Origin of the sequence: Sorangium sp. So ce1504 (assembly GCF_051521635.1) — a bacterium.
GTDB classification, from domain to species: Bacteria; Myxococcota_A; Polyangia; order Polyangiales; family Polyangiaceae; genus Sorangium; species Sorangium cellulosum_B.
Map to the genome: position 1 here is coordinate 8,610,162 of NZ_CP150365.1, position 20,528 is coordinate 8,630,689.

The 20,528-nt window shown below is 72.9% G+C and carries 16 protein-coding genes; 10 read left to right on the top strand and 6 right to left on the bottom strand.

Annotated elements, in window-relative coordinates; translation table 11 throughout:
• Nucleotides 1–51: 51 nt before the first annotated feature.
• Both WMF39_RS32360 and WMF39_RS32365 read right to left on the bottom strand, forming a co-directional pair.
• Nucleotides 52–552 carry a PilZ domain-containing protein gene (locus tag WMF39_RS32360; RefSeq protein WP_437740331.1) on the bottom strand — a complete coding sequence of 167 codons (501 nt, stop codon included), beginning with the start codon at nt 550–552 and terminating at the stop codon, nt 52–54.
• 129 nt (nt 553–681) lie between these two features.
• On the bottom strand, nt 682–3,261 hold the full coding sequence (locus WMF39_RS32365; RefSeq protein ID WP_437740332.1) for a glycosyltransferase family 39 protein: 2,580 nt from the start codon (nt 3,259–3,261) through the stop codon (nt 682–684).
• An 819-nt stretch (nt 3,262–4,080) separates the two neighbouring features.
• Here WMF39_RS32365 and era point away from each other — a divergent pair.
• Nucleotides 4,081–5,013, top strand: coding sequence for a GTPase Era (gene era / locus WMF39_RS32370; RefSeq protein ID WP_437543025.1), 933 nt, complete (start codon nt 4,081–4,083; stop codon nt 5,011–5,013).
• Nucleotides 5,010–6,785 (top strand): ribosome biogenesis GTPase Der, encoded by a 1,776-nt coding sequence (der, locus tag WMF39_RS32375; RefSeq protein WP_437740333.1) that lies wholly within the window; start codon nt 5,010–5,012, stop codon nt 6,783–6,785. The genes era and der overlap by 4 nt, the downstream gene beginning before the upstream one ends.
• Nucleotides 6,786–6,869: 84 nt before the next feature.
• On the opposite strand, the gene WMF39_RS32380 is transcribed toward der, so the two are convergent.
• The gene (locus WMF39_RS32380; RefSeq protein WP_437740334.1) at nt 6,870–8,012 is read right to left on the bottom strand and encodes an ArsA family ATPase; all 1,143 of its coding nucleotides are present in this window, start codon (nt 8,010–8,012) and stop codon (nt 6,870–6,872) included.
• Nucleotides 8,013–8,242: 230 nt separating this feature from the next.
• Entirely contained in the window at nt 8,243–8,782 is a 540-nt protein-coding gene (locus tag WMF39_RS32385) for a hypothetical protein (RefSeq protein ID WP_437740335.1), read from the bottom strand.
• Nucleotides 8,783–8,853: 71 nt separating this feature from the next.
• Here WMF39_RS32385 and WMF39_RS32390 point away from each other — a divergent pair, with 71 nt between their 5' ends.
• The 3 genes from WMF39_RS32390 (at nt 8,854) to WMF39_RS32400 (ending at nt 12,487) form a co-directional block, all read left to right on the top strand.
• Entirely contained in the window at nt 8,854–9,588 is a 735-nt protein-coding gene (locus WMF39_RS32390; protein WP_437740336.1) for a tyrosine-protein phosphatase, read from the top strand.
• A gap of 73 nt (nt 9,589–9,661) precedes the next feature.
• A complete protein-coding gene (locus WMF39_RS32395; RefSeq protein ID WP_437740337.1) occupies nt 9,662–10,276 on the top strand; it encodes a TetR/AcrR family transcriptional regulator in 615 nt (204 codons plus the stop codon).
• A gap of 90 nt (nt 10,277–10,366) precedes the next feature.
• Nucleotides 10,367–12,487, top strand: a complete 2,121-nt coding sequence (locus WMF39_RS32400; RefSeq protein ID WP_437740338.1) for an ATP-binding domain-containing protein — start codon at nt 10,367–10,369, stop codon at nt 12,485–12,487.
• Nucleotides 12,488–12,503: 16 nt separating this feature from the next.
• On the opposite strand, the gene WMF39_RS32405 is transcribed toward WMF39_RS32400, so the two are convergent.
• A complete protein-coding gene (locus tag WMF39_RS32405) occupies nt 12,504–13,736 on the bottom strand; it encodes a serine/threonine-protein kinase (protein ID WP_437740339.1) in 1,233 nt (410 codons plus the stop codon).
• A 373-nt stretch (nt 13,737–14,109) separates the two neighbouring features.
• On the opposite strand from WMF39_RS32405, the gene recA reads away from it, so the two are divergent.
• The 4 genes from recA (at nt 14,110) to WMF39_RS32425 (ending at nt 18,129) form a co-directional block, all read left to right on the top strand.
• Nucleotides 14,110–15,285, top strand: coding sequence for a recombinase RecA (gene recA / locus WMF39_RS32410; RefSeq protein WP_437740340.1), 1,176 nt, complete (start codon nt 14,110–14,112; stop codon nt 15,283–15,285).
• Between the two features lie 20 nt (nt 15,286–15,305).
• A complete protein-coding gene (locus WMF39_RS32415; RefSeq protein WP_437740341.1) occupies nt 15,306–15,815 on the top strand; it encodes a SixA phosphatase family protein in 510 nt (169 codons plus the stop codon).
• A 416-nt stretch (nt 15,816–16,231) separates the two neighbouring features.
• The gene (locus WMF39_RS32420) at nt 16,232–16,972 is read left to right on the top strand and encodes a hypothetical protein (RefSeq protein WP_437740342.1); all 741 of its coding nucleotides are present in this window, start codon (nt 16,232–16,234) and stop codon (nt 16,970–16,972) included.
• 185 nt (nt 16,973–17,157) lie between these two features.
• Nucleotides 17,158–18,129, top strand: a complete 972-nt coding sequence (locus tag WMF39_RS32425; protein ID WP_437740343.1) for an HDIG domain-containing metalloprotein — start codon at nt 17,158–17,160, stop codon at nt 18,127–18,129.
• A gap of 63 nt (nt 18,130–18,192) precedes the next feature.
• Here the strand turns inward: WMF39_RS32425 and WMF39_RS32430 are convergent, their stop codons facing one another.
• Complete coding sequence (locus WMF39_RS32430) at nt 18,193–18,927, bottom strand: hypothetical protein (protein ID WP_437740344.1); 735 nt, start codon at nt 18,925–18,927, stop codon at nt 18,193–18,195.
• A 139-nt stretch (nt 18,928–19,066) separates the two neighbouring features.
• On the opposite strand from WMF39_RS32430, the gene WMF39_RS32435 reads away from it, so the two are divergent.
• Entirely contained in the window at nt 19,067–20,497 is a 1,431-nt protein-coding gene (locus WMF39_RS32435; protein WP_437740345.1) for a hypothetical protein, read from the top strand.
• Nucleotides 20,498–20,528: the final 31 nt, after the last annotated feature.

Genomic DNA, 20,528 nt, shown 5'->3' on the forward strand with positions numbered 1-20,528 from the left:
TCCCCGGCGCCGCGCCTCGACCTCACCGCGCGCGCCGCGGTGGCGCCAGCGTCAATTCGATCTCACCGGCGCATCGCGGATGTAGGCGATCGTCCTGATCGTGCCGACGATGCGCTCGCGATCGTCCGGCGTGAGATCGGCGAAGCGGATCCCCATGCCCGGGTTCGGGTTGTCGTGGAGGGGGCGCACCTCGTTGATCCACTGCACCGTCCCCTCGAGCACGTACGAGCCGTCGGCCCCCGGCGGCGAGAAGCGGAGCGTGAGCCGCGTGCCGATCGAGAGAGGCTGCGTCGTGCGGACGAAGATGCCCATCTCCGAGATGTTGGTGATGGACGCGTAGAGGAACGTGTCGTCGGCCTCGCAGTCCACGAGCCAGGTGACGTCGAGGCGCTCGGACGAGCGTCGGTCGAGCGAATCCGGGGCGGGGACCTCGTGCTCGGCGTCCTCGCCGGGGCGATGCGCGTCGCCGTAGGCGCCGGCTTGCGCGCAGGACGGCGGCGTATCGCCCGGCGTGTCGGGCGGATGGTTCGAGTCCCCACGACCCCCGGTCATGAGTCTGCGACTAGCCGCTTTCCGCACGCGCGTCGAGGGCGCTCGACGCGGAGGAGCACGCGTGCGTCGCCGGGCCGCGCAAGACGAGCCGCGCAGCGCGGCATGCGTCGGGAAGCCCACGAGGGCAGCTCACCGCACGCGGATGACGCCGCCGCGGATGCGGTCCTCGTGTTCCGGCCCGCGCGTCACCTGAAAGCGCGTCTCACCGGCGAAGAGGCCGAAGTAGAGCGTATAGTCGCCCGGGGTGAAGTTGGGCTCGAGCTGGAGCTCGTGGTCGTCCACGACGACGTCGCCCGGCTGCCACAGGCTCAGCGGGTAGCGCCCCTCGAGCACGGGATGGTCGCCGTTGTATCGACGCTGGAACCCGTCGATGTGAACGAACATCTTCCAGTTGCCGGTGATCGGCCGGTGGACCCGGAAGTAAGTTCGCAGGTGGTAGCTCTTCTGAGGGACGACGCTCGAGACCTTCTGGCCGTCGCCGTCGGTGAGCTCCCAGCCGAGCACCTCCAGCTGATCCTCGAGCATCGCGTCGAGCGGGTTCTCGGGAGCGGCGGGCTCGTCAAGGACGATACGGCCGAGCCAGCTCTCGTTCGGCCTGCCCCCGAGCTCGTTCGACGCAAGGAGGATCTGGCTGGAGCGGCCGTCGAGGACGGGCAGGTTGCGCCGGTAGCGCTTGCGAAAAAGGCTGTTCAACCGGGGCAGATCGTCGGACTTCACGACGAGCCAGCGGCGAGCGGCGGGATCGACCGGAGCGGCGGCGCCGTCCACCGAGCTCCCCGCGGTGAGCCAGTCGAACGCCTCCAGGACATCGGTGAACGAGGTGACCTCGCCGCCCTGGTAATAGGCCGCCGTGCGGCTCCGGACGCCGAGCGTCGCGAGCGGCTCGCCGGGCTTGCGAAGGGACTCGTAGGACGCGAAGACCTCCTTCGGCGAGAGCTGGGCCGCGAGCGCCGGATAGTACCAGAAGCTCAGCGCGAAGCCGGCGACGAGGCCGGCGAGCGGCGTGCCGACGGCGCGCGGGAGGGAGGCGCGCGCGACGGCGTGGCGGAACGCGTCGCGCGCCACGAGGAGCAGCACGGGGCTCGCCGCCATCAGCATGGGCAGCGCCCACCAGGCGTTCATCCCGTACGCGGCGAGGTGGTTCGGCATCCTCGCCACGGTGCCCCACCCGATGCGCTTGCCGACGAAGAGCATCGCGCCGACGCCGACGAGCGCCGCCTCGATGACGATCAGCAGGAAGAGCAGGTTGCCGTTCCAGATGCGAGCGAGCTCCGCGGCGCCGGCGTGCACCTCGTCGAGGACGCGCCGCGCCCACGCGCTGAAGCTGCGATCGAGCTCGCGGGGCTGCTCTTCGAACCAGGTGAGCGCGACGAGGCCGGCGAACGCGAGCAGGACGAAGCGCATCGCCGAGGCCGCTTCGCCCTCGAAGCTCTTCGGGAAGACGGGCTTGTCGACCGAGAAGACGCTGAGCGCCCTGTCCGGTGAGGTGACGAGATCGCGGTAGAGGACGAAGGCGAGCACGGCGCAGCCGACGGCGAGCGCTCGCGAGGAGGGGGCGCCGCGCTCGAGATCGCGGATGGCGAGCGCGGCGATGGCGGCGAGGAGCGCGGGGCCGCTGAACGGGAGCGCCCCGGCGTGCGGCGCGAGGACCGCGAAGGCGCCGTAGGCGAGCGCAGACGTGACGATCAGGGCGATCCGGACGCCGGCCTCGCGATCGAGGAGAGGGGCGACGACCTCGCCCGCTCGGTCCGCGGCGGGGGCTCGGAAGAGCCGGCCGACGGCGAACGGCAGGAAGGCGCTCCACGGAAAGAGGGCGTGGCCGAGCTGGCGCAGCGTGAGATCGAACGTGGACTCGACAGGCGGCTTCTTGAGGAGCGCCACGCCGAGGGCGCGGGGGAGCGGCTCGCCGGCGCTCGAGCTCGCGAGCACGAGGGCGCCCTGCGCCGCCGCCGCGACGCCGAGCACCAGCGCGGCGGCGCCCACGAGGTCGCCCAGCGTGGGCCCCCGGCCTTCCGGCGCGGGCCAGGCGCCGGACGTCCGGAGCAGGAGCCAGGTCAGGCCGGCGCCGAGCGCGGGGACGGCGACCCCGATCAGCAGGCCGCGGCTGAGGTATCCGGCGACGACGCCGAGGATCCCCACGGCGAGCCACGCGGCCGACGCGAGCAGGGCGCCGCGCTGCGCCCCTCGCCCGCCCTCGAGCAGCGCGCCGGTCAGCCCGCAGAACGCCATCGTGAGCGCGGCCATCGTGACGATGTCGCCGAGCAGGGTGCGCGCCTGCATCACGTAGAGCGGCATCGTCACGAGCACCGCGACGCCGTACAGGCCGGCCCTTCGATCGACGAGGCGCGCGAGGAACTCGTAGAGCACGAGCGCGCCGGCGAGCCCCCACAGCGCGAGCGGGAGGCGCCCGGCCCAGTCGTGCAGACCGAACACGCGGAAGCCGAGCGCCATGGAGGTGAACCCGAGCTCGCCCATGCCGAGATCGGTCAGGGTCGGCAGCTGCCCGGGAGCGTCGGGGAGATCCACGCCGCGCGCGCCGAAGACGTGGATGGCGATCCGGCGAGCCAGGTCGGCACGGTCGAGCTCGTAGGGGTCCCAGATGCCGCTCTTGCCGACGAGGGGCAGCAGCGCGAGGGCCGCGAGCGCGAGGGCCGCGAGCCTCGCGAGGCCGGCGCGCCCGCTCCCGGCGGCCGCGCGGTCGCGGTCCATGGCCGGCGCGTCGCCGATCTCAGCCGAGCGCACCTCGAGAGGGGGCACCTCGGCCCGGGGCGGGGCTCCGCTCGCGTGCGGGTCGGGGGCGGCGGGCGGGGCTCCGCGCTGTGGGTCCCCTCGGTGGACGCTCGACATGCAGGGCATCCCCTTACCGCCTTCGCGCGCGCGTGACCACGGATCGTGGGGAAGCGTTTGTAGCCCCCCTGGGCGTCTGCTATCGCGCGCGGCGTGGTGAAAGCCCGTCCCCAGAGCGCGCCCCAGGGCGCGAAAGCGCGCCCGCAGGCGCCGAAGCCCGCCTCGGCCTCCCGCGGCCCCCGTCCTGCCAAGAAAGACAGCCGAGGCAGCCGCCGGGGAGCGCAATCCAGCGAAGCCCCCCGGGCCAGCGACGCGGCGATCCCGCGAGGTCGCCCTCCCCGGCGCGAAAATCAGGCGCACGCCGACGACAGATCGCGACGCGCGAGCGAGCAGGGCGGCGCGACGCGCGCTGCTGAGCCGGGCAACGAGAAGGAGCGGCGGGCCGGCGCGACGCGCGCTGCCGAGCCGGGCAAGGAGAAGGAGCGGCGGGCCGGCGCGACGCGCGCTGCCGGGCGGGGCGAGGGGGAGAAGACGGCCAAGCAGAAGGGCTCCGCGGCGCGCTCCTCCGGCGCGGCCCGCAGCCGGGCAGGGCGCGGGCCCCGCGCGGGAAGCGGCGCGGAGGGTCGACCACTCCCGGACGGGAGGCCCGCCAGCCGAGGCGCCGCCCAGCAGCGCAGGAAGGCGGCCGAGCCGAGGCGGACGGAGGAGACCGACGCCTCGCTGCCGAAACGATCCGGGCGGGTGGCGCTGGTCGGGCGCCCCAACGTGGGCAAATCGACGCTGCTGAACGCGGCGCTCGGCCATCCGCTCGCGATCGTCTCGCCGACGCCGCAGACGACGCGCGACGCGATCCTCGGGGTCGTGCACCACGGCCCGGCGGAGATCGCGCTGCTCGACACGCCCGGCCTGCACCGGCCGCGCACGGAGCTCGGGCGCGTGATGAACCAGGCGGCGCGCGAGGCGGCGCGGGGCGCCGACGTGATCGTGTTCGTGACCGAAGCGCCGGATCCCGCGCGCCTGCCGCGGCGCGTGAAGGAGGGGGAGGACGGCCCGCCGCTCGCGCCGCACCCGAGCGATCTGACGTTGCTCGCGGACCTGGGGAGCGAGGCGCCGGTGGTGTTCGTGCTCAACAAGGTCGACCGGATGCGGGACAAGGCGCTGCTCTTGCCGCTCCTCGACGCGTTCGCCAAGCTCCGGGAGTTCGCGGCGATCGTCCCCATCTCGGCGCTGCGCGAGGACGGCGTCCAGCGCGTGCTCGACGAGGTGGCGAAGCTCTGTCCCGAGGGGGACTGGGGCTTCGCGCCCGATGAGCTCACCGACAGGCCGACGCGCTTCTTCGCCGCCGAGTACGTGCGCGAGCAGATCCTGCGCGCGACGAAGGCCGAGGTGCCCCACGCGAGCGCCGTGCAGATCGAGCGCTACGTCGAGCCGACAGGCGAGGGCGCGCTGCACATCGACGCGACCATCCACGTGGAGCGGCCCGGGCAGAAGAAGATCCTGATCGGCGCCGGCGCGGAGCAGCTGAAGCGCATCGGCACGGAGGCTCGGCTCCGGATAGAGGAGCTCGTCGGCCGGCAGGTGAACCTCAAGCTCTGGGTCCGGGTGACGCCGGAGTGGCGTGAGTCGCGGGAGCGGCTGGACGAGCTCGGTTACAACAAGGGAGAGACCTCGTGAGTGCGGCAAAGCCAGCCCTTTCCAGATCGAACAAACGCAGCCAGGGAGCCGCCGGAGGCGGGCGGACGGCGAAGAAGGGCGACGCCCCCGAGAAGAAGAGGGGCAGCGTCGCTCCCAGGAAGGGCGCTGCCGCCTCCGGGAAGGGCGCTGCCGCTCACGGAAAGAGCGCGGCGGCCCCCGGCAAGGGCGCTGCCGCTCGCGGAAAGAGCGCGGCGGCCCCCGGCAAGGGCGCTGCTGCTCGCGGAAAGAGCGCGGCGGCGCCCGCCAAGAGCGCCGTCGGATCGAAGAGGGGCAGCAGATCAGGCCCGAGCAAGGCCCGTGCTCTCGCCGAGCCGATCGGCCACGAGGCGGCGCAGGACAGGGAGGAGCTCACGGCGGACCTGGCCGAGGAGGCCATCGCGGCCGCCGAGGACGCCGCGGCCGATGCGCCTGCGCCGCCCCCGTCGGCCGGGATCGTGGCGCTGGTCGGGCGGCCCAACACCGGCAAGAGCACGCTGTTCAACCGGCTGATCGGCAAGCGCGTCGCGATCGTGCACGACGAGCCCGGGGTGACCCGCGATCGCCACTACGGCGACGTCACCTCGCGGGGACGGCGCTTCACGCTCGTCGACACGGGCGGGTTCGACCCCGAGAGCGATGATCCCATGCGGCAGGGGATCAAGCGGCAGATCGACCTCGCCATCGCCGAGGCCGACGTCATCGTGTGCGTGCTCGACGCCGTGACGCCGGTCACGCCGTCCGAGCACGCCGAGCTCGGCCTGCTGCGCCGCGCGGGCAAGCCCGTGATCTACGTCGCCAACAAGGCGGACTCGCCGCGGGCCGAGGCGGAGGCGGCGGAGCTGTACCGCCTCGGGATGGATCGGCTCATCCCGATCAGCGCCCTCCATGGCCGCGGCATCTCGGATCTGGAGATGGCCATCGAGGCGGCGCTCCCCGAGGAGCCCCCGGCGCCCGAGGAGTCGGCCGAGGGGGCGCTCCGCATCGCGATCATCGGGCGGCCCAACGCGGGGAAGTCGTCGCTCGTCAACCGCATCGCGGGCGAGGAGCGCATGCTGGTCGACGCGCAGCCGGGCACGACGCGCGATCCGATCGACACGCTGGCCGAGCGCGACGGGAAGCGGTTCTTGCTCATCGACACGGCCGGCATCCGGCGCAAGGCGAAGGTGACGAAGGAGGACAGCGCCGTCGAGGCGGTCAGCGTGATCCACGCGATCCGCGCCATGGAGCGGGCGGAGGTCGTGCTCCTGCTCTGCGACGCGGCCGAGGGCGTGGCCGAGCAGGACGCGAAGATCCTCGGCCTCGCGGTCGATCGCGGGTGCGGCGTCGTGATCGGCCTCAACAAGATCGATCTCCTCGATCGCAAGGCGCTCGCGAAGGCGGAGCAGGACGCCCGCGACAAGCTCTCGTTCGTGCCGTGGGCGCCGATCGCGCACGTGAGCGCGCGCAGCGGGCGCGGCGTGGCGAAGCTCATCGAGAGCGTGGCCCAGGTGGCCGACGCCTACAGGAAGCGCGTGCCCACCGGGGAGCTCAACCGCTTCTTCGAGCAGATCCTGCTCACGCACCCGCCGCCGACGCACGGCGGGCGCGCGCCCCGCCTGTTCTTCGTCACGCAAGCCGAGACGTCGCCGCCGCTGTTCGTCGTCGTCGCGAGCGATCCCGACAAACTCCACTTCAGCTACCGACGCTACGTGGCGAACCAGCTCCGGCAGGCGTTCGGGCTGGAGGGCGTGCCGGTCCGTGTGAAGTACAAGGAGCGCAGGCGGCGGGGGTAGGCCGGGGGCAGCCCAGCTGCCTCCTCACAGACCGTTCCGAGTTACCCCAGGGCAGCCAGAAGGACCGACGAGCTGCCCCTGTGGCTACCCAGCCGCCCCGGGCAGCGGCGCCAGCACGTCGGCGATCCTCGCAAGGCCGGCCACGTCGTGGATGTCGTACGGGAACGCCGGGACGTCGACGCGGACGCTGCCGGCGCTCTGCTCGTCTTCGAGCGCCGCCTCGAGGGCGATCAGGTTCAGCTGATCGAGCTTGCCCATGCGGCTCTCGTCCTTGGCGGCCTGAAGCAGGCGCGCCGCGGCGCCGGAGGCGAGCCCAAGGCCGCTCCCGTCGAGCGCGGCGGCGATCTCGCCGACGCCGGGGAGCGCGCCGTACACCGGGTGGACGCGGTTCACGACGAACGCGTCGCGATGCATCTGCTGCTCGCGCAGGCGATCGGCGAAGTACAGCACCTCGCGCACGCAGAGCGGATCGGGCGTCGTGACGAGCACGTAGGCCACGTCGGGGCCGCGGAGCGCCGATGCAACCGCGTCCGCCCGCTGCTTCCAGCCGCCGAAGACCGCGTTCATCTCGCTGATGAACGCCGCGATCTGCTCGAGGAAGCCGCTGCCGGTCAGCTTGCCGATGCCCCGCAGCACCGCGGCGGTCGAGCGCGCCAGCAGGTTGAGCGAGAGCTTGCCGGAGCTCTGGAAGGCCTGCACGAACCACCGCGTCGCCGCGCCGTCGATGGCGCCGACGAGGCGCTCCGGCGCGTCGAGGAAATCCAGCGCGTTCGCCGTGGGCGGCGTGTCGAGCAGGACGAGGTCGTAGCTCGGGTCGCTCCTGACGGCGTAGAGCTTCTCCATCGCCATGTACTCCTGCGTGCCCGCGAGCGACGTGGAGATGTACTTGTAGAGGACGTTGCCGAGGATCCGGTCGCGCTGCTCGGGCGTGGGGGCGAGCGACGCGACGAGGCCGTCGAAGGTCGACTTCGTGTCGAGCATCATGACCGTCATCGAGCCGGGCACGTCGACCCCCGCCCTGGCGAAGCGGGCGGGCTCGATCGTCTGCGCCTCCGTCGTCATCTCCTCGAGCCCGAGGCTCTGGGATAGCCGGCGCGCCGGATCGATCGTCAGGCAAAGGACGCGCTTGCCGCGGCGGGCAGCGGCCAGGCCGAGCGCTGCAGTCGTGGTCGTCTTGCCGACGCCGCCGCAGCCGACGCAGAGGATCACCCTGCGGGAGGCGAGCAACGGGGCCAGACCGGCGTGGTCTGCCTGAAGGGACGCGTCGGCGGCGGGCGGGCTGTTCCGAGGGGGTGCGAGCGAGCCGGGCATTGCGCGCGACCTGAGGCCGCGGCCCCTTGTAGCACGAACCGGGGGGGCGCGAGCGCCCGGCCTGCGGCGTCGCGAGCGCCCAGCTGCATCACGACGCCGCCCAGCCTGTGGCGCAGCGACCGCTCAGCCTGCGGCGGCGCGGCCGCTCAGGCGGCGCGGAGGATGCGCAAGCACCCCGCAGCGGCCCGGGCAATGGAGGCGCCACGCTCCGCCGTGCCGCCACGGCCGCAGAGCAGCACCTCGCCGCCTGACACCGAGAGGCTCTGGACCTCGACGTCGGCGGTGAGCGTGGCGATGCGCGAGCCGACCGCCGCGCTCTGCACGGCGTCCGGGTTGGCGAGGAGCGGGGCGTAGGCGGCGAGCTCCTCACACGCCGGCCACGCGCCCGCCCCGGCGACGAGGCAGCCGCTGTCGTCCACGAGGACCACGACGTCCAGGTTCGCCTCGGCGCGGGTCGTCGAGAGCTGGTAGTGCAGCGCGGTGACGGGATCGTCGCTGCGGCGGCGCCGCCGCTCGGAGGTGGGGATCCCCTCATCCAGGGCCGGTGTGCCCTGATCGACCGAGGGCGCGCCGGGATCGACCGGGCGCTCTGCGCGGCCTCCCGGCCTGCCGCCGCGCTGGCCGCCAGCGCAGCCGTCCGACGCGAGCTGAGGCACAAGCTGCTGGTTCGATAACGAGAGCGACACGAACACCTCCTCGACGCGAAGGATGGTCGCAGCGCACGCGGGCGGCCAACTTTGCTAAGTTCGGAGCGACGATGCGCGGCTTCATCGATCTGCACTCCCACTGGGTCGCGGGCGTCGACGACGGCGCCCGCACCGTCGAGGAGAGCCTCGCCCTCCTCACCGCGCTCCGCGGCGCCGGGTTCGACACCGTCGTGGCGACGCCGCACATGCGCCCCGGGATGTTCGACAACACCCGGCAGGGCCTCCAGGCCGCCTACGACGCGACCTGCGCCGCGCTGCGGGCCGCGGCCGGCGCGCGCGACCTGCCCGCGCTCGATCTCTCGTCGGAGCACTTCTTCGACGATATCGTCTTCCAGCGCCTCCTCGACGGCAGCGCCCTCCCCTTCCCGGGCGGCCGCGCCGCGCTCGTCGAGTTCCCGACCCGGAGCTTCCCCGCCCGGGCCGCGGAGCGGATCTTCGATCTCAGCCGCCGCAAGCTCCGCCCCGTCATCGCCCACCCGGAGCGCTACGAGCCCGTCTTCGACGACATCTCCTCGCTCGATCCGCTGCTCGACGCGGGCGCGGTGCTCCTCCTCGACGTCGCGGCGCTCACCGGCAAGTACGGGCGCACCCCCCGCCGGGCCGCCGAGCAGCTGCTCGAGGCCGGCTACTACTACGCCGCGTGCAGCGACGCCCACGCCGCAAAGGACGTCCCCGACGTGCGCGACGGCATCAAGGCCCTCTTCGCCAGGGTCGGCGAGGAGGAGGCGAGCTTCATGCTCATCAACGGCCCGCGCGCGATCCTCGAAGGCACCGTCGACCCCTGAGGCCGTGATCCGCCCGCTCGCTTGACGGGCCGCCGTCCATCGCTATAAGCGAACGGCGCGTTCATTATTCGCCATGGCGCAGTACCTCAAAGACGACGTCCAGGAGAGCATCACCTCCGCCGCGCTGACGATCTTCGCGCGGAAGGGGTACGAGAGCGCGACCATGGCCGAGATCGCCCGGGCGGCCGGCGTCTCGACGGGCAACATCTACCGGTACTTCGCGAACAAGGACGCGCTCTTCTACAGGCTCGTCGACGACGGCTTCGCCCGCGCCTTCACGATCCTGCTGCGCCGCCGCGTGAAGGCGCTCGACGGCGTGGAGGACGTCCGGGCGCTCCCGCCGACGGCCGCCTACCACCTGATCTCCGAGGAGCTCCTCCGCTTCTGCATCGAGAACAGGCTGCGCGTCGTGATCCTCCTGGGGCGCGCCGGCGGCTCCAGGTACGAGCGGTTCTCCGAGGAGACCGTCGAACGCCTCATCGCGCTGGCGATCGAGCACTTCCGCGCCGTCGACCCATGCCTCTCGGTGACCGAGGTGATGCGGTTCAACCTGGACCAGATTTACCAGGGCCTCGTCAGGGCGATGGTGAACGCCCTCGCCCGCTTCGAGGACGAGGACGCCATCCGAGAAGCGGTCCACGGTTACTCGAAATACCACCTTGCCGGACTCAGGAGCTTCTTCGTGTAATCTTCGCTTCGCCTCGCCTCAAAAGTGAACGAACCATTCACCCATCGAGCTCGACCCCTCGCGGAGGCGAGGGGCGCAAGGAGGCCCATCATGCTGGAGAGCACGCTTGATCTGCCCGTCGAGGCGCGCGCCGTCCTCGAGGAAGAGGCCACGCTCCTCGAGCGCGTGCGCGCCGCGCTGGACAGGGCGCTGGAGCGCGCCGCGCGCGTCGGCGGGCGCGCGCCGCGCGAGCTCAGGTCCGTCGCGGCGCTCCGGGAGCTCCGCGACGAGGCCGCCGCGGCCTCGGCCGACGATCTGCCGGCGGTGCTCCTCGAGATGAGCGTGCGGCAGCGCCTCATCGAACAGGAGCCCAGGGAGGCGCTGCCCGACCCGCTCTGCCCGTACCTCGCCCACCTCCGGGTCGACGAGGGCAAAGGGGCGAAGGACTACCTGCTCGGCCACGCGACGTTCCTGGATCCGTCGGCCGACGTGCGCATCCTCGACTGGCGCGTCGCGCCGGTGGCGCAGATCTTCTACCGGTACCGCGAGGGCGACGAGTACGAGGAGGCCTTCCCGGGGCGCGTGGCCGAGGGCGTGGTGAAGGCGCGCCGCATCGTCGTCGTGGAGCGCGGCGCCCTCACCCGGATCGTGGGCGACGGCCTCGTCCTGACGCGGCGAGGCGACGGGCGATGGACCCTCGCGGAGCGCGCGGCGCTCGCCATGCAGCCGGGCGGCGCGGGCACGGCCGCCCGCCCCGGGAGCCTCGGCGTCGGCGCCGGCGCCCCGGACCACGCGAAGGCCGCGGACGTCACCGCCCTGCTCGACGCCGACCAGTACGCCGCCGTGTGCGCGCCTCCCGAGCAGCCGCTCCTCGTGCTCGGCAGCGCCGGGAGCGGAAAGACGACCGTGGCGCTGCACCGCCTCGCCCGGATCGCCGCGCTCGATCCGGCGCGTTGCCCGCTCTCGGCCATGAACGTCGTCGTCCCCGAGGAGGGCCTCGCGCGGCTGTCGCGCCGCCTGCTCTCGCCGCTCGGCGCGGGGGAAGCCCAGGTGAAGACGCTCGACGCCTGGTCGTCGGCGACCGCGCGCGAGGTCTTCGGCAAGCCGATCGCCCTGTGCGACGATCCCCCGGCGCTCGTCTCCAGCCTCAAGCGCCACCCGGCGCTCTACCGTGCGCTGCGCGAGCGATTCGCCAGGCTCGCCCCGGCGAACACGACGCTCCCGCGGCTGCGCCGCCGCCTCGCCGACGTCTTCACGGATCGAGGGTTCCTCGAGGGCGTCGTCGCCGCCTCGGGCGGGGACCTCCCCAGGAGCGCCGTCGAGGAGACCGTCCGGCACACCCTGCTGCAGATCGCCGAGCCCCTCGACCGGCAGCTCGCCTCGATCACCGTGGCCTCGATGAAGCGGGCGCTCGACGGCCGCGCCATCGCGGAAGGGACGCCGGACGAGCTCGCGGGGACGCTCGACGTCGACGATCTGCCGATCCTGCTCTTCCTTCGCGCCGCTCGCCGCGGCCTGGACGGGGCGGGGTGGTCGCACCTCGTGCTCGACGAGGCCGAGGACTTCTCGCTGTTCGAGCTGTTCGTCCTGGGGAAGCTCCTTGGCGAGACGCGCAGCGTCACGCTCGCCGGCGACGAGGCGCAGCAGACCTCCTCGAGCTTCGCCGGGTGGGACGCGGCGCGAGCGGCGCTCGGCGTGGGCGACGCGGCGACCTGCCGCCTCGCGGTGTCGTACCGGTGCCCGCAGCCGGTGGCGGAGCTCGCGCGGCGGCTCCTCGGCGAGCTCGCGCCCGAGACGCCCGCGCGCGCGGCCCGGGACGGCGCGCCGGTCGGGCTCTTCCGCTTCCCGAGCGAGGCGCAGGCGCACCTGTTCCTCGCCGGCGCGCTCCGCGATCTCGTCGGGCGGGAGCCCCGCGCCTCGGTGGCCGTCATCGCGCGGGACGCAGGCGCCGCGCGGGAGCTCCACGCGCTGATCGAGGAGCTGCCGGAGGCGAGGCTCGTGCTGGAGGGAGCGTTCTCGTTCGAGCCGGGCATCGACGTCACCGACGTGGACAGCGCGAAGGGGCTCGAGTTCGACTACGTCGTCGTGCCCGACGCGACCGCGGCGGCGTACCCGATGAACCACGAGGCCCGCCGGCGGCTCCACGTCGCGGTGACGCGGACGTCGCACCAGCTCTGGCTCATCTCCGGAGCGGCGTGGTCGCCGCTGCTCGGCGACGTGGGGGCGAGCTGACGCTCGCCGCGGCGCCCTATGGGCGCGGCCCGGCCGGCGCGGAGACGGCGGCGGGAGGGAGCGGGCTGTCCCTCACCGCCGCGGTCCCGGCGAGCGCGACCCCGAGGACGGCGGCCCCGAACACCAGCAGCGCCTGCAACCAGCGCCGCGGGGCGGGCGGAGGCTCCACCTCGTCGTCGGCCGAGCGGTCCCCGGGATCGAGCGACTCGAGCGCGGCGCGCAGCTGCTGCGTGCGGAGGTGGGACGCGTCGCCCAGGATCTGTCCGAGCCAGCCGGCGACGAGCGCGTCGTTGCCCGGGTTCGCGGCGCCCGGGATCGCCTCCTCGAGCGCGCGCATGAGCTTCGCGGCCGTCGCCGTGCGCGCGGTGGGCGACTTGGCGAGCGCCTCGGAGACGAGGCGATCGAGCGCAGGCGGGATCGGCTCGGGCGGAGGCGGCGCGCTCAGGCGCTCCGCGAACCCGCGCCGGGACGGGACCGCCCGCGACGACAGCGGCGCGGCAGGCCGCTCGCTCGCGATGTGGGTCATCGTGCTCTCGCTGTCGTCGGCCTGGAAGGGATGAGCGCCCGACAGGAGCTCGTAGAGGAGCACCCCGACCCCGAAGAGATCGGACCGCCGATCGCACGGCTGCCCCCGGATGTGCTCCGGCGCCATGTACGGCGCGCTGCTCCGGAACAGGAACGCGCCCCCCTCGCCGCCCGCCGCACCCGCCGCGCCCACCGATAAAGCGCGCCCGCCGTCGCCGCGCAGCGCCTGCGGTCGTCGCTCGGACATCCGCCCTTCCTCGAGCTTCGCGATGCCGAAATCGACCATGCGGACGAGCCCCTCGGACGTGATGAGGACGTTGTCCGGCGAGACGTCGTAGTGGAGGAGCTCCCGTGGGTTGCCGCCCTCGTCTCGCAGCTCGTGCGCGGCGTCGAGGGCCGCGCAGATCTGGTAGGCGAGCCTCGCCGCGACGAGCACCGGCGCCGGGCGCCTGCGCGCGGCGCGCAGCACCGACGAGAGCGGCTCCCCGCTCACCCACTCCATGACGTAGAAGAACGTGCCGTCCGTCTCGCCCAGATCCACGACGGGCACCACGTTCGGGTGCCTGATGCGCGCGGCCAGCGCGGCTTCGTCGAGGAATGTCCGCACGGCGTCGGGATCGGGCGAGAGCTCCGGGCGAAGCACCTTGATCGCGAAGAGCCGCTGAAACCCGTGCTCCCGCCTCAGCCGCGCCGCCCAGACCTCGCCCACATCGCCTGCGGCCACCCGCAGGACGAGTTCGTACCGGCCCAGGGAAAACCCCGGGAAAAAGCGCCCCCCGCCCCCCACGCGGAAGATGTGGCCCACAGTTGAAGAGCCCGCCAGTGCTCCCGGTGTACGACGATCACGATTGTTGCCCTGGTTGTGAGACTCGACCTCAACCAGGAACCGCTTCCGACCGCGACATCACCGCCCTCCGGAGCGCCTGCCGGGCCAGCCCGCTGCTCGGACGTTTTCGGTCCTATCCGGGATGCGGGGGTCTTGCTTCCTGAACAACCGGACAGTAAAGCTGCCGGAAACTGTTGCCCTGCGCGCCGTGGGTCCACCTCCGCGGTCCCCCGCCGTCGCCCCCTCCTATCGCTCCCTCCCCGAGGTACTCATGAGTGACGAGAAGAACACCAAGCAGAAGTCTGCCGCCCTCGAGCTCGCGATCGCCAGCGTCGAGAAGGAGTACGGCAAGGGGGCGATCATGCGCCTCAAGGACGGGCAGACGCTGCACGACGAGGTCGCGGCCGTGGCGACCGGCTCGCTCGGCCTGGACATCGCCCTCGGCATCGGCGGCTACCCGCGCGGACGCATCGTCGAGGTCTACGGACCGGAGTCGAGCGGCAAGACGACCCTCACCCTCCACGCCATCGCGGCCGTCCAGCGGGCGGGCGGGACGGCGGCGTTCATCGACGCCGAGCACGCCCTCGACGTGAACTACGCCAAGAAGCTCGGCGTGAAGACCGACGAGCTGCTCATCTCCCAGCCCGACTACGGCGAGCAGGCGCTCGAGATCGCCGACATGCTGGTCCGCTCGAACGCCGTTGACATCATCGTCGTCGACTCGGTCGCCGCGCTCGTCCCCAAGGCCGAGATCGAGGGCGACATGGGCGACAGCCACGTCGGCCTCCAGGCCCGGCTGATGAGCCAGGCGCTCCGCAAGCTGACCGGCACGACCTCGCGCTCGCAGTGCCTGCTGATGTTCATCAACCAGATCCGGATGAAGATCGGCGTCATGTTCGGCAGCCCCGAGACGACGAGCGGCGGCAACGCCCTCAAGTTCTACGCCTCGGTCCGGCTCGACATCCGCCGCATCGGCGCCATCAAGGAGGCCGCCGCGGGCGGCAAGGAGCCGGCGGTCGTCGGCAACCGGACCCGCGTCAAGGTCGTGAAGAACAAGATGGCTCCTCCGTTCCGCGAGGTGGAGTTCGACATCCTGTACGGCCAGGGCATCAGCCACAGCGGCGACGTCATCGACCTCGCGACCGAGGCGAGCATCATCGAGAAGAGCGGCTCGTGGTTCTCGTTCCAGGGCGAGCGCATCGGTCAGGGCCGGGAGAACGCCCGCACCTACCTCGAGCAGCACCCGGCGGTGCTCGACAAGATCGAGTCGATGGTCCTCGCGAAGCACGGCATCTCGCGCATCGGCGGGGCCGCCCCGACGAACGGCGCCGCGAGCCCCGGCCCGAAGGGCGGAGCCGCGGCCGAGGCCCCCGCGCAGGCGAAGGGTCGCGGCGAGGCAGCCTCATCCGGCCAGGACGCCCGCCGTCCCCCGGGCAAGACGAACTGACGCCGGCTGCCATCGACGCCATGCACCTCTACGTGATGCGGCACGGCCCGGCGGAGGAGCGGGCGACCAGCGGGCGCGACGCGGACCGGAGGCTCACCCCCGAGGGCCGCGAGCGCGTGGCGCGGGTCTCGCTCGAGCTCCACCGCCTCCGGGGCGGCGCCCCGCTGCCGCTGGTGCTCGCGAGCCCCCTCGCGCGCGCGAGAGAGACCGCCGAGATCGCGGCGCCGATCTGCGGCGCGCCGGAGGTCGAGCTCCGGGACGAGCTCGCGCTCGACGCCGGGCTCCCGAGCTCGCTGGTCGCCGCGCTCGCCCGAGGCGGCGCCGACGCGCTGCTCGTCGGGCACCAGCCGAACGTGGAGCACCTCGTCCGTACGCTCGTCGACACGCCCGGCCGGGGCGCGACAGCGCTGCTCCCCGCCGGCTTCTGTACTGCCCTTGTCGTCGCCCTCGAGCCGGAGCCTTCCCAGCGCGCGCAGGGCCGCTGGCGCATGACGCAGATCCTCGATCCCCGGGCGCTCGCCTCGCGATGAGCGAGGCGCTGCGTGCGCGCCGTGTCATGGCGGGAGAGAGAGCAGGAGCAGAAGACGCGCGTCCGAGGCGGAAGGCGGCCCGACCGGCGCAGGCGCTCGTGGCCTTCACTACAAGCACATGAATTTGCAGAGGAAATCCAGATCACCGGCGAGCGGCGGCCCGGGCGCCCTCCCTCTCCCTCCGGAGGGTCCGGCCACCCGCTTACATAGTCACAAATCCGAATGATTTCGATGTTCTCGGCCGCTCGCTTGACAAGGATCCCACCCGAGAATACGCCCAAATAAGGAGGATTGAGATGGCGGGACAGATGGCCTTCCCCTTCGCTCAACCCCCTCCAGGCCGTCTGTCGCGCAGCGGTGGGAAGGGCGCGGCGCGTACTTCCCTGCTGCCGCGTGTCTCCCGGGCGGTCGTCCGGGTGCCGGACCCCCGTCATCATCCGATCGACATCGATCTGCCGCCGGGCCAGCCGCACATCTACGTGCACGAGGGGGCGCGCCAGGCGCTCATCCGGCGGCTGGAGCTGGCCCAGAAGCGCCCGGTCCTCCTCTCGGTGACCGACAACTACCGGCAGATGATCTCCTCCTCGCTCCGGGAGGGCATCCTGCAGGCGCGCGTCCACCACATGTTCCTGGACGCGCCGGCGCTCGTCCAGGAGGCGCTCGTCCGGTACGTGGTGACCCAGGACCGGGCCGCCTCGCTCGTTGTCGGCCAGTACATCGACGAGAACGGCCATCGCATCCGGGCGAGCCGGCCGGTGAGCTCGCCGCTCTCGACGCAGGGGCGGACGCACGACCTGCTGATCCTGTTCCAGAAGCTGAACCACGCGTACTTCGGCGGCGGGGTCGACGCGCTGATCACCTGGGGCAAGCGGACCAAGGCGCGGAAGCCGCGGCGCACCATCAAGCTCGGGAGCTACTCGGCGGTCGAGCGGCTGATCCGCATCCACCCGGTGCTCGACCGGCCCTGGGTCCCCCGCTACTTCATCTGTTACGTCATCTACCACGAGATGATCCACCACGTGATGCCGGCGAGCCACGGCAACGGGCGCCGGATGCTCCATCCGCCCCAGTTCCTCGCCCGCGAGCGGCTCTTCCGCGACTACGAGCGGGCCCTCGCCTGGGAGACGGACCACGTGGGGCGGCTCCTCCGCACCTGACGCATCCATCGCCTGCGGACGCACGTCATCCGGCGGCGTCGAGCGACGAACGCGACGAACGCGACGAACGCGACGAACCATTGCGCGAAGGTGCGGCTGGCTCTAAACCGGCGAACCCCCGTTCGGGCCGCGCCAGCCGGCGCCCCGTGGGCGACCCCGTAACCTCGAAAGTGTGGAAGGCCAGCGTGCAGGAGATTCTCACCCAGGAAGCGAGCCCGAAGCGGGCGATGGAGGCCCTCGAGTGGGCCGTCCAGCGAGCAGAGAAGGCGGAGGTCGAGCAGCCCGAAGCGGGCGCCGAGCCACGCGCCTCGTCCAGGGTGATCTCCGGGCGGCCCGCCGACTTCAAGGCCGCGGCCGCCGCCTACCTGCCCGATGTCCGCAAGCTGCTCGACCGGGTCATGATGAGCGACGACGCCGAGGCCGGGCTCGACGCCCTGCTCGAGTCGGGCGCCCTCGCCGCGATGCTGCCCGAGGTCGAGGCGATGGTGGGCTTCGGCGACGGGGAGTGGCGCCACAAGGACGTCTGGAAGCACACGAAGCAGGTGGTACGTCAGGCCGTCCCGCGGCTCGAGGTCCGCTGGGCGGCCCTGCTCCACGACATCGGCAAGACGAGGACGCGCTCCATCTCGCCGACGGGCGAGGTCCACTTCTTCGGTCACGCCGAGGTCGGCGCGCGGATGTTCGACAAGATCGACCGGCGGCTGCCGCTCTTCACGAAGGAGGATGCGCTGAAGAACAGCATCCGCTTCCTGATCCTGCACCACCTCCGGGCGAGCCAGTACGACGCGTCGTGGACCGACAGCGCGGTGCGCCGGTTCGCCAAGGAGATGGGCGGCTGCCTGAAGGACGTGCTCGACCTGTCGCGGGCGGACATCACCACGAAGCGGCCCGAGAAGAAGCGGAAGGGGCTGAAGCAGATCAGCGAGCTCGCCGAGCGGGTGCTCCAGGTCCAGGCGGAGGACGCGGTGGTGCCGCCGCTGCCGAGCGGCATCGGCGACGCCCTCATGCATGCGTTCGGGCTGCCGCCGTCGCGGCGGATCGGCGAGATCAAGCGCGCGCTGGAGGAGGCGGTCGAGTCGGGCGAGGTGGCGTCGCATCAAGAGGCGGACGTCTACATCGCGTTCCTCCGGGAGCACGCGGGGCGATTCGGGATCTGAGGGCGTAACGCGGAGGGCCCGGAAGGGGGTGCCGGCTGCCCGGCCCCCATGAAATCAGGGCGCTCAGCGCAGAGGCGCTTCGCAGGTGATGCAGCGAGGGGGGACGCCTTCCTTGTGGTAGTGCTCGCCGCAACGGCCGCAGAGACGAGCGTCGGCCTCGAAGGCGATCAGCTTGTCGGTCGCCTTGCAGCGGAGGCCGGCGACCTGCGGCTGCTCCAGCGGGCGCACCTCGCCGGCGGCATCGTCGGGCGGAGGCAGCGCGCCTTCCTTGATGTCAGCCGCACGCGTGGGGATACGCGCCCTCGCCTCGGCCAGCACGCGCGCGGCCGCCGCGAGGTGTGCTCGCAGCGGGATGGCGATCGCCGTGCCGCTGCCCTGGACCGTGAGCGCGGTCTCCGTGAGCAACAGGCCCGTGACATCGTGCCAGCCGATGCGCTCGATCTCGCCAGGTCCGCTCTCCAGCCCCACCCCGGCATCACCGACACGGAGCGCCTTCATCGACCACTGACCGAAGAGCCCCACCGCCGCCCCGAGGAGCAAGGCGCCGAGGAGCAGGTACGTGGCTGCCGGGTGCGCCCCAGCGTCTTCGCCCCGGAACCACTGGCCGTAAACACCCGCCCCGGCCAGCAGCGCCGCGACGGACATGCCGAGCATCGTGAGGCCGAGCTCGAGCGACGCCTTTGGCTCGAAGCGTCGCTCGCTCCGCGGATCGGTCCGCTGCCGCAACACGACCTCACCGCCCTGCCCCGTGGTCCCCGAACCCTTGCGCTTGCGCTTCACCGGTCTGTCGGCTGCCATCGGCGGCTTCCTATCGGAGGAGGCGCCCGGACGCAAAGGGGCTCAGCCCAGGCCAGCGCTCCGCGCGAGCAGCCAGACGGGAGCCGCGCCCCACCCGCGCCCCGCGCGGCAAGGACGGAGAGGTATGCTGGGGGCAGCGATGCTCTCGATGCCCAACGCAGCGACGTACGTCATGCCCGCGCTGGGTATCGGGCTCGCAGCCCTCGCGATCCTGGGGCCAGGCTCGCCACGCATGGCCACCGGCGTGCGGGTGTGGGGGGCGCCCGTCGCCGGAAGCGAGGCGCTGGCGCTCCGCGTCGAAGGGGTGCGCCGCCTCCACGGCGCCGACGATGCGGCGGCGATCCCGCAGATCGAGGTGAGCGCCGTGTCGGCAGGGGCGCCGCTCGAACGATGGACCGGCTCGCTCGACAAGGACGGCATCGGCGAGGCGCTGCTGCGCGCGCCAGCGGGGCTGCGGGAGCCGGTGACCGTGCGGATCGCGCTGGGCAGCGGCACGCTCCTGGAGCGGCAGCTCCCGCTGCTGCCGCCGCTCGCATCGGCGGACACGAGCGCGCTGCCAGGCGCGGCGCACGCGACCGCGCTGCCAGGCGCGGCGCACGGGGAGCTGCGCCTGCAGACCACGGCGGCGCGGGGAGCCCTTGCAGCTCCGTTCCCGGAGCGGGTGCGGGTCGCGATCGAGACGCAGGACGGAACGCCCGCGGCAGGGGCTCGCCTCGAGGCGAGCGCCGTCGGGGCGGAGCTCGAGGGGCGCGGCAGCGGTCCGGCGCAGATCACGGTCGATGCGCGCGGCGCCGCGGAGCTCACGCTCAAGCCGCTGGCGCACACGGTCGAGCTCACGCTCCGCGCGACCCACCCGGGGAGCGCACCGCCAGGGACACGGATCGCGAGCGGCACGTGGGAAGGGAAGCTGCCCGTGATCCCAGGAGCCATCTGGCTCGATCCGGGCGGTCTCGATGGCGAACGGCCCGAGCTCCGGTTGATCTCCCCGACGCCGAGGCCACGCGCCTACGTCTCGATCGGAGGTGCGCGCGGCCGTGCGCTCGGGACGATCGTCCCGCTCGCGGCGGACGGGGCGGGCTTCTTCTCGGGGAGGGTGACGCTCCCGGACAGCGCCGCGCCCGGGGAGGCGGACTGGGCCGTGGTCGCGAGCGACCCCTACGAGCAGGGCGCAGGCACGGTGGCCTGGCCGATCACGTCCGCGGCGGCGTCCGCCTCGCCGCGGCGCGTGGAGCTGCTCGCGGACGGGATGCCGGCGGCCGAGGCGCGCGAGCGGGCCCGCGCCTCGCATGCGCGGCGCGCTGGCCTCGTGGTCCTCGCCGCCTCCGCGGTGGCGCAGGTGCTGCTGCTCGCGCTGCGATCCAGGACCGCGCGGCGCCGCCTGGAGGCGCACGTCGCCGCCGCCTCGGGCGGCGAGAGCAAGGACGGGACCCATGGCGCGCCGCTGTCCAGGGAGGATCGCGACCGGCTGCTCGCCGCCGTGCGGGCGGAGCCGCTGCTGTCGGCGCTCGCCCTCGCCGCGCTCGTCGGGCTCTCCTTCGCGGCGGTGGCGGCGCTCGCCACCTTCCGATGACCCGAGGGGGCGTGCCGCCTTTGGGATTTGA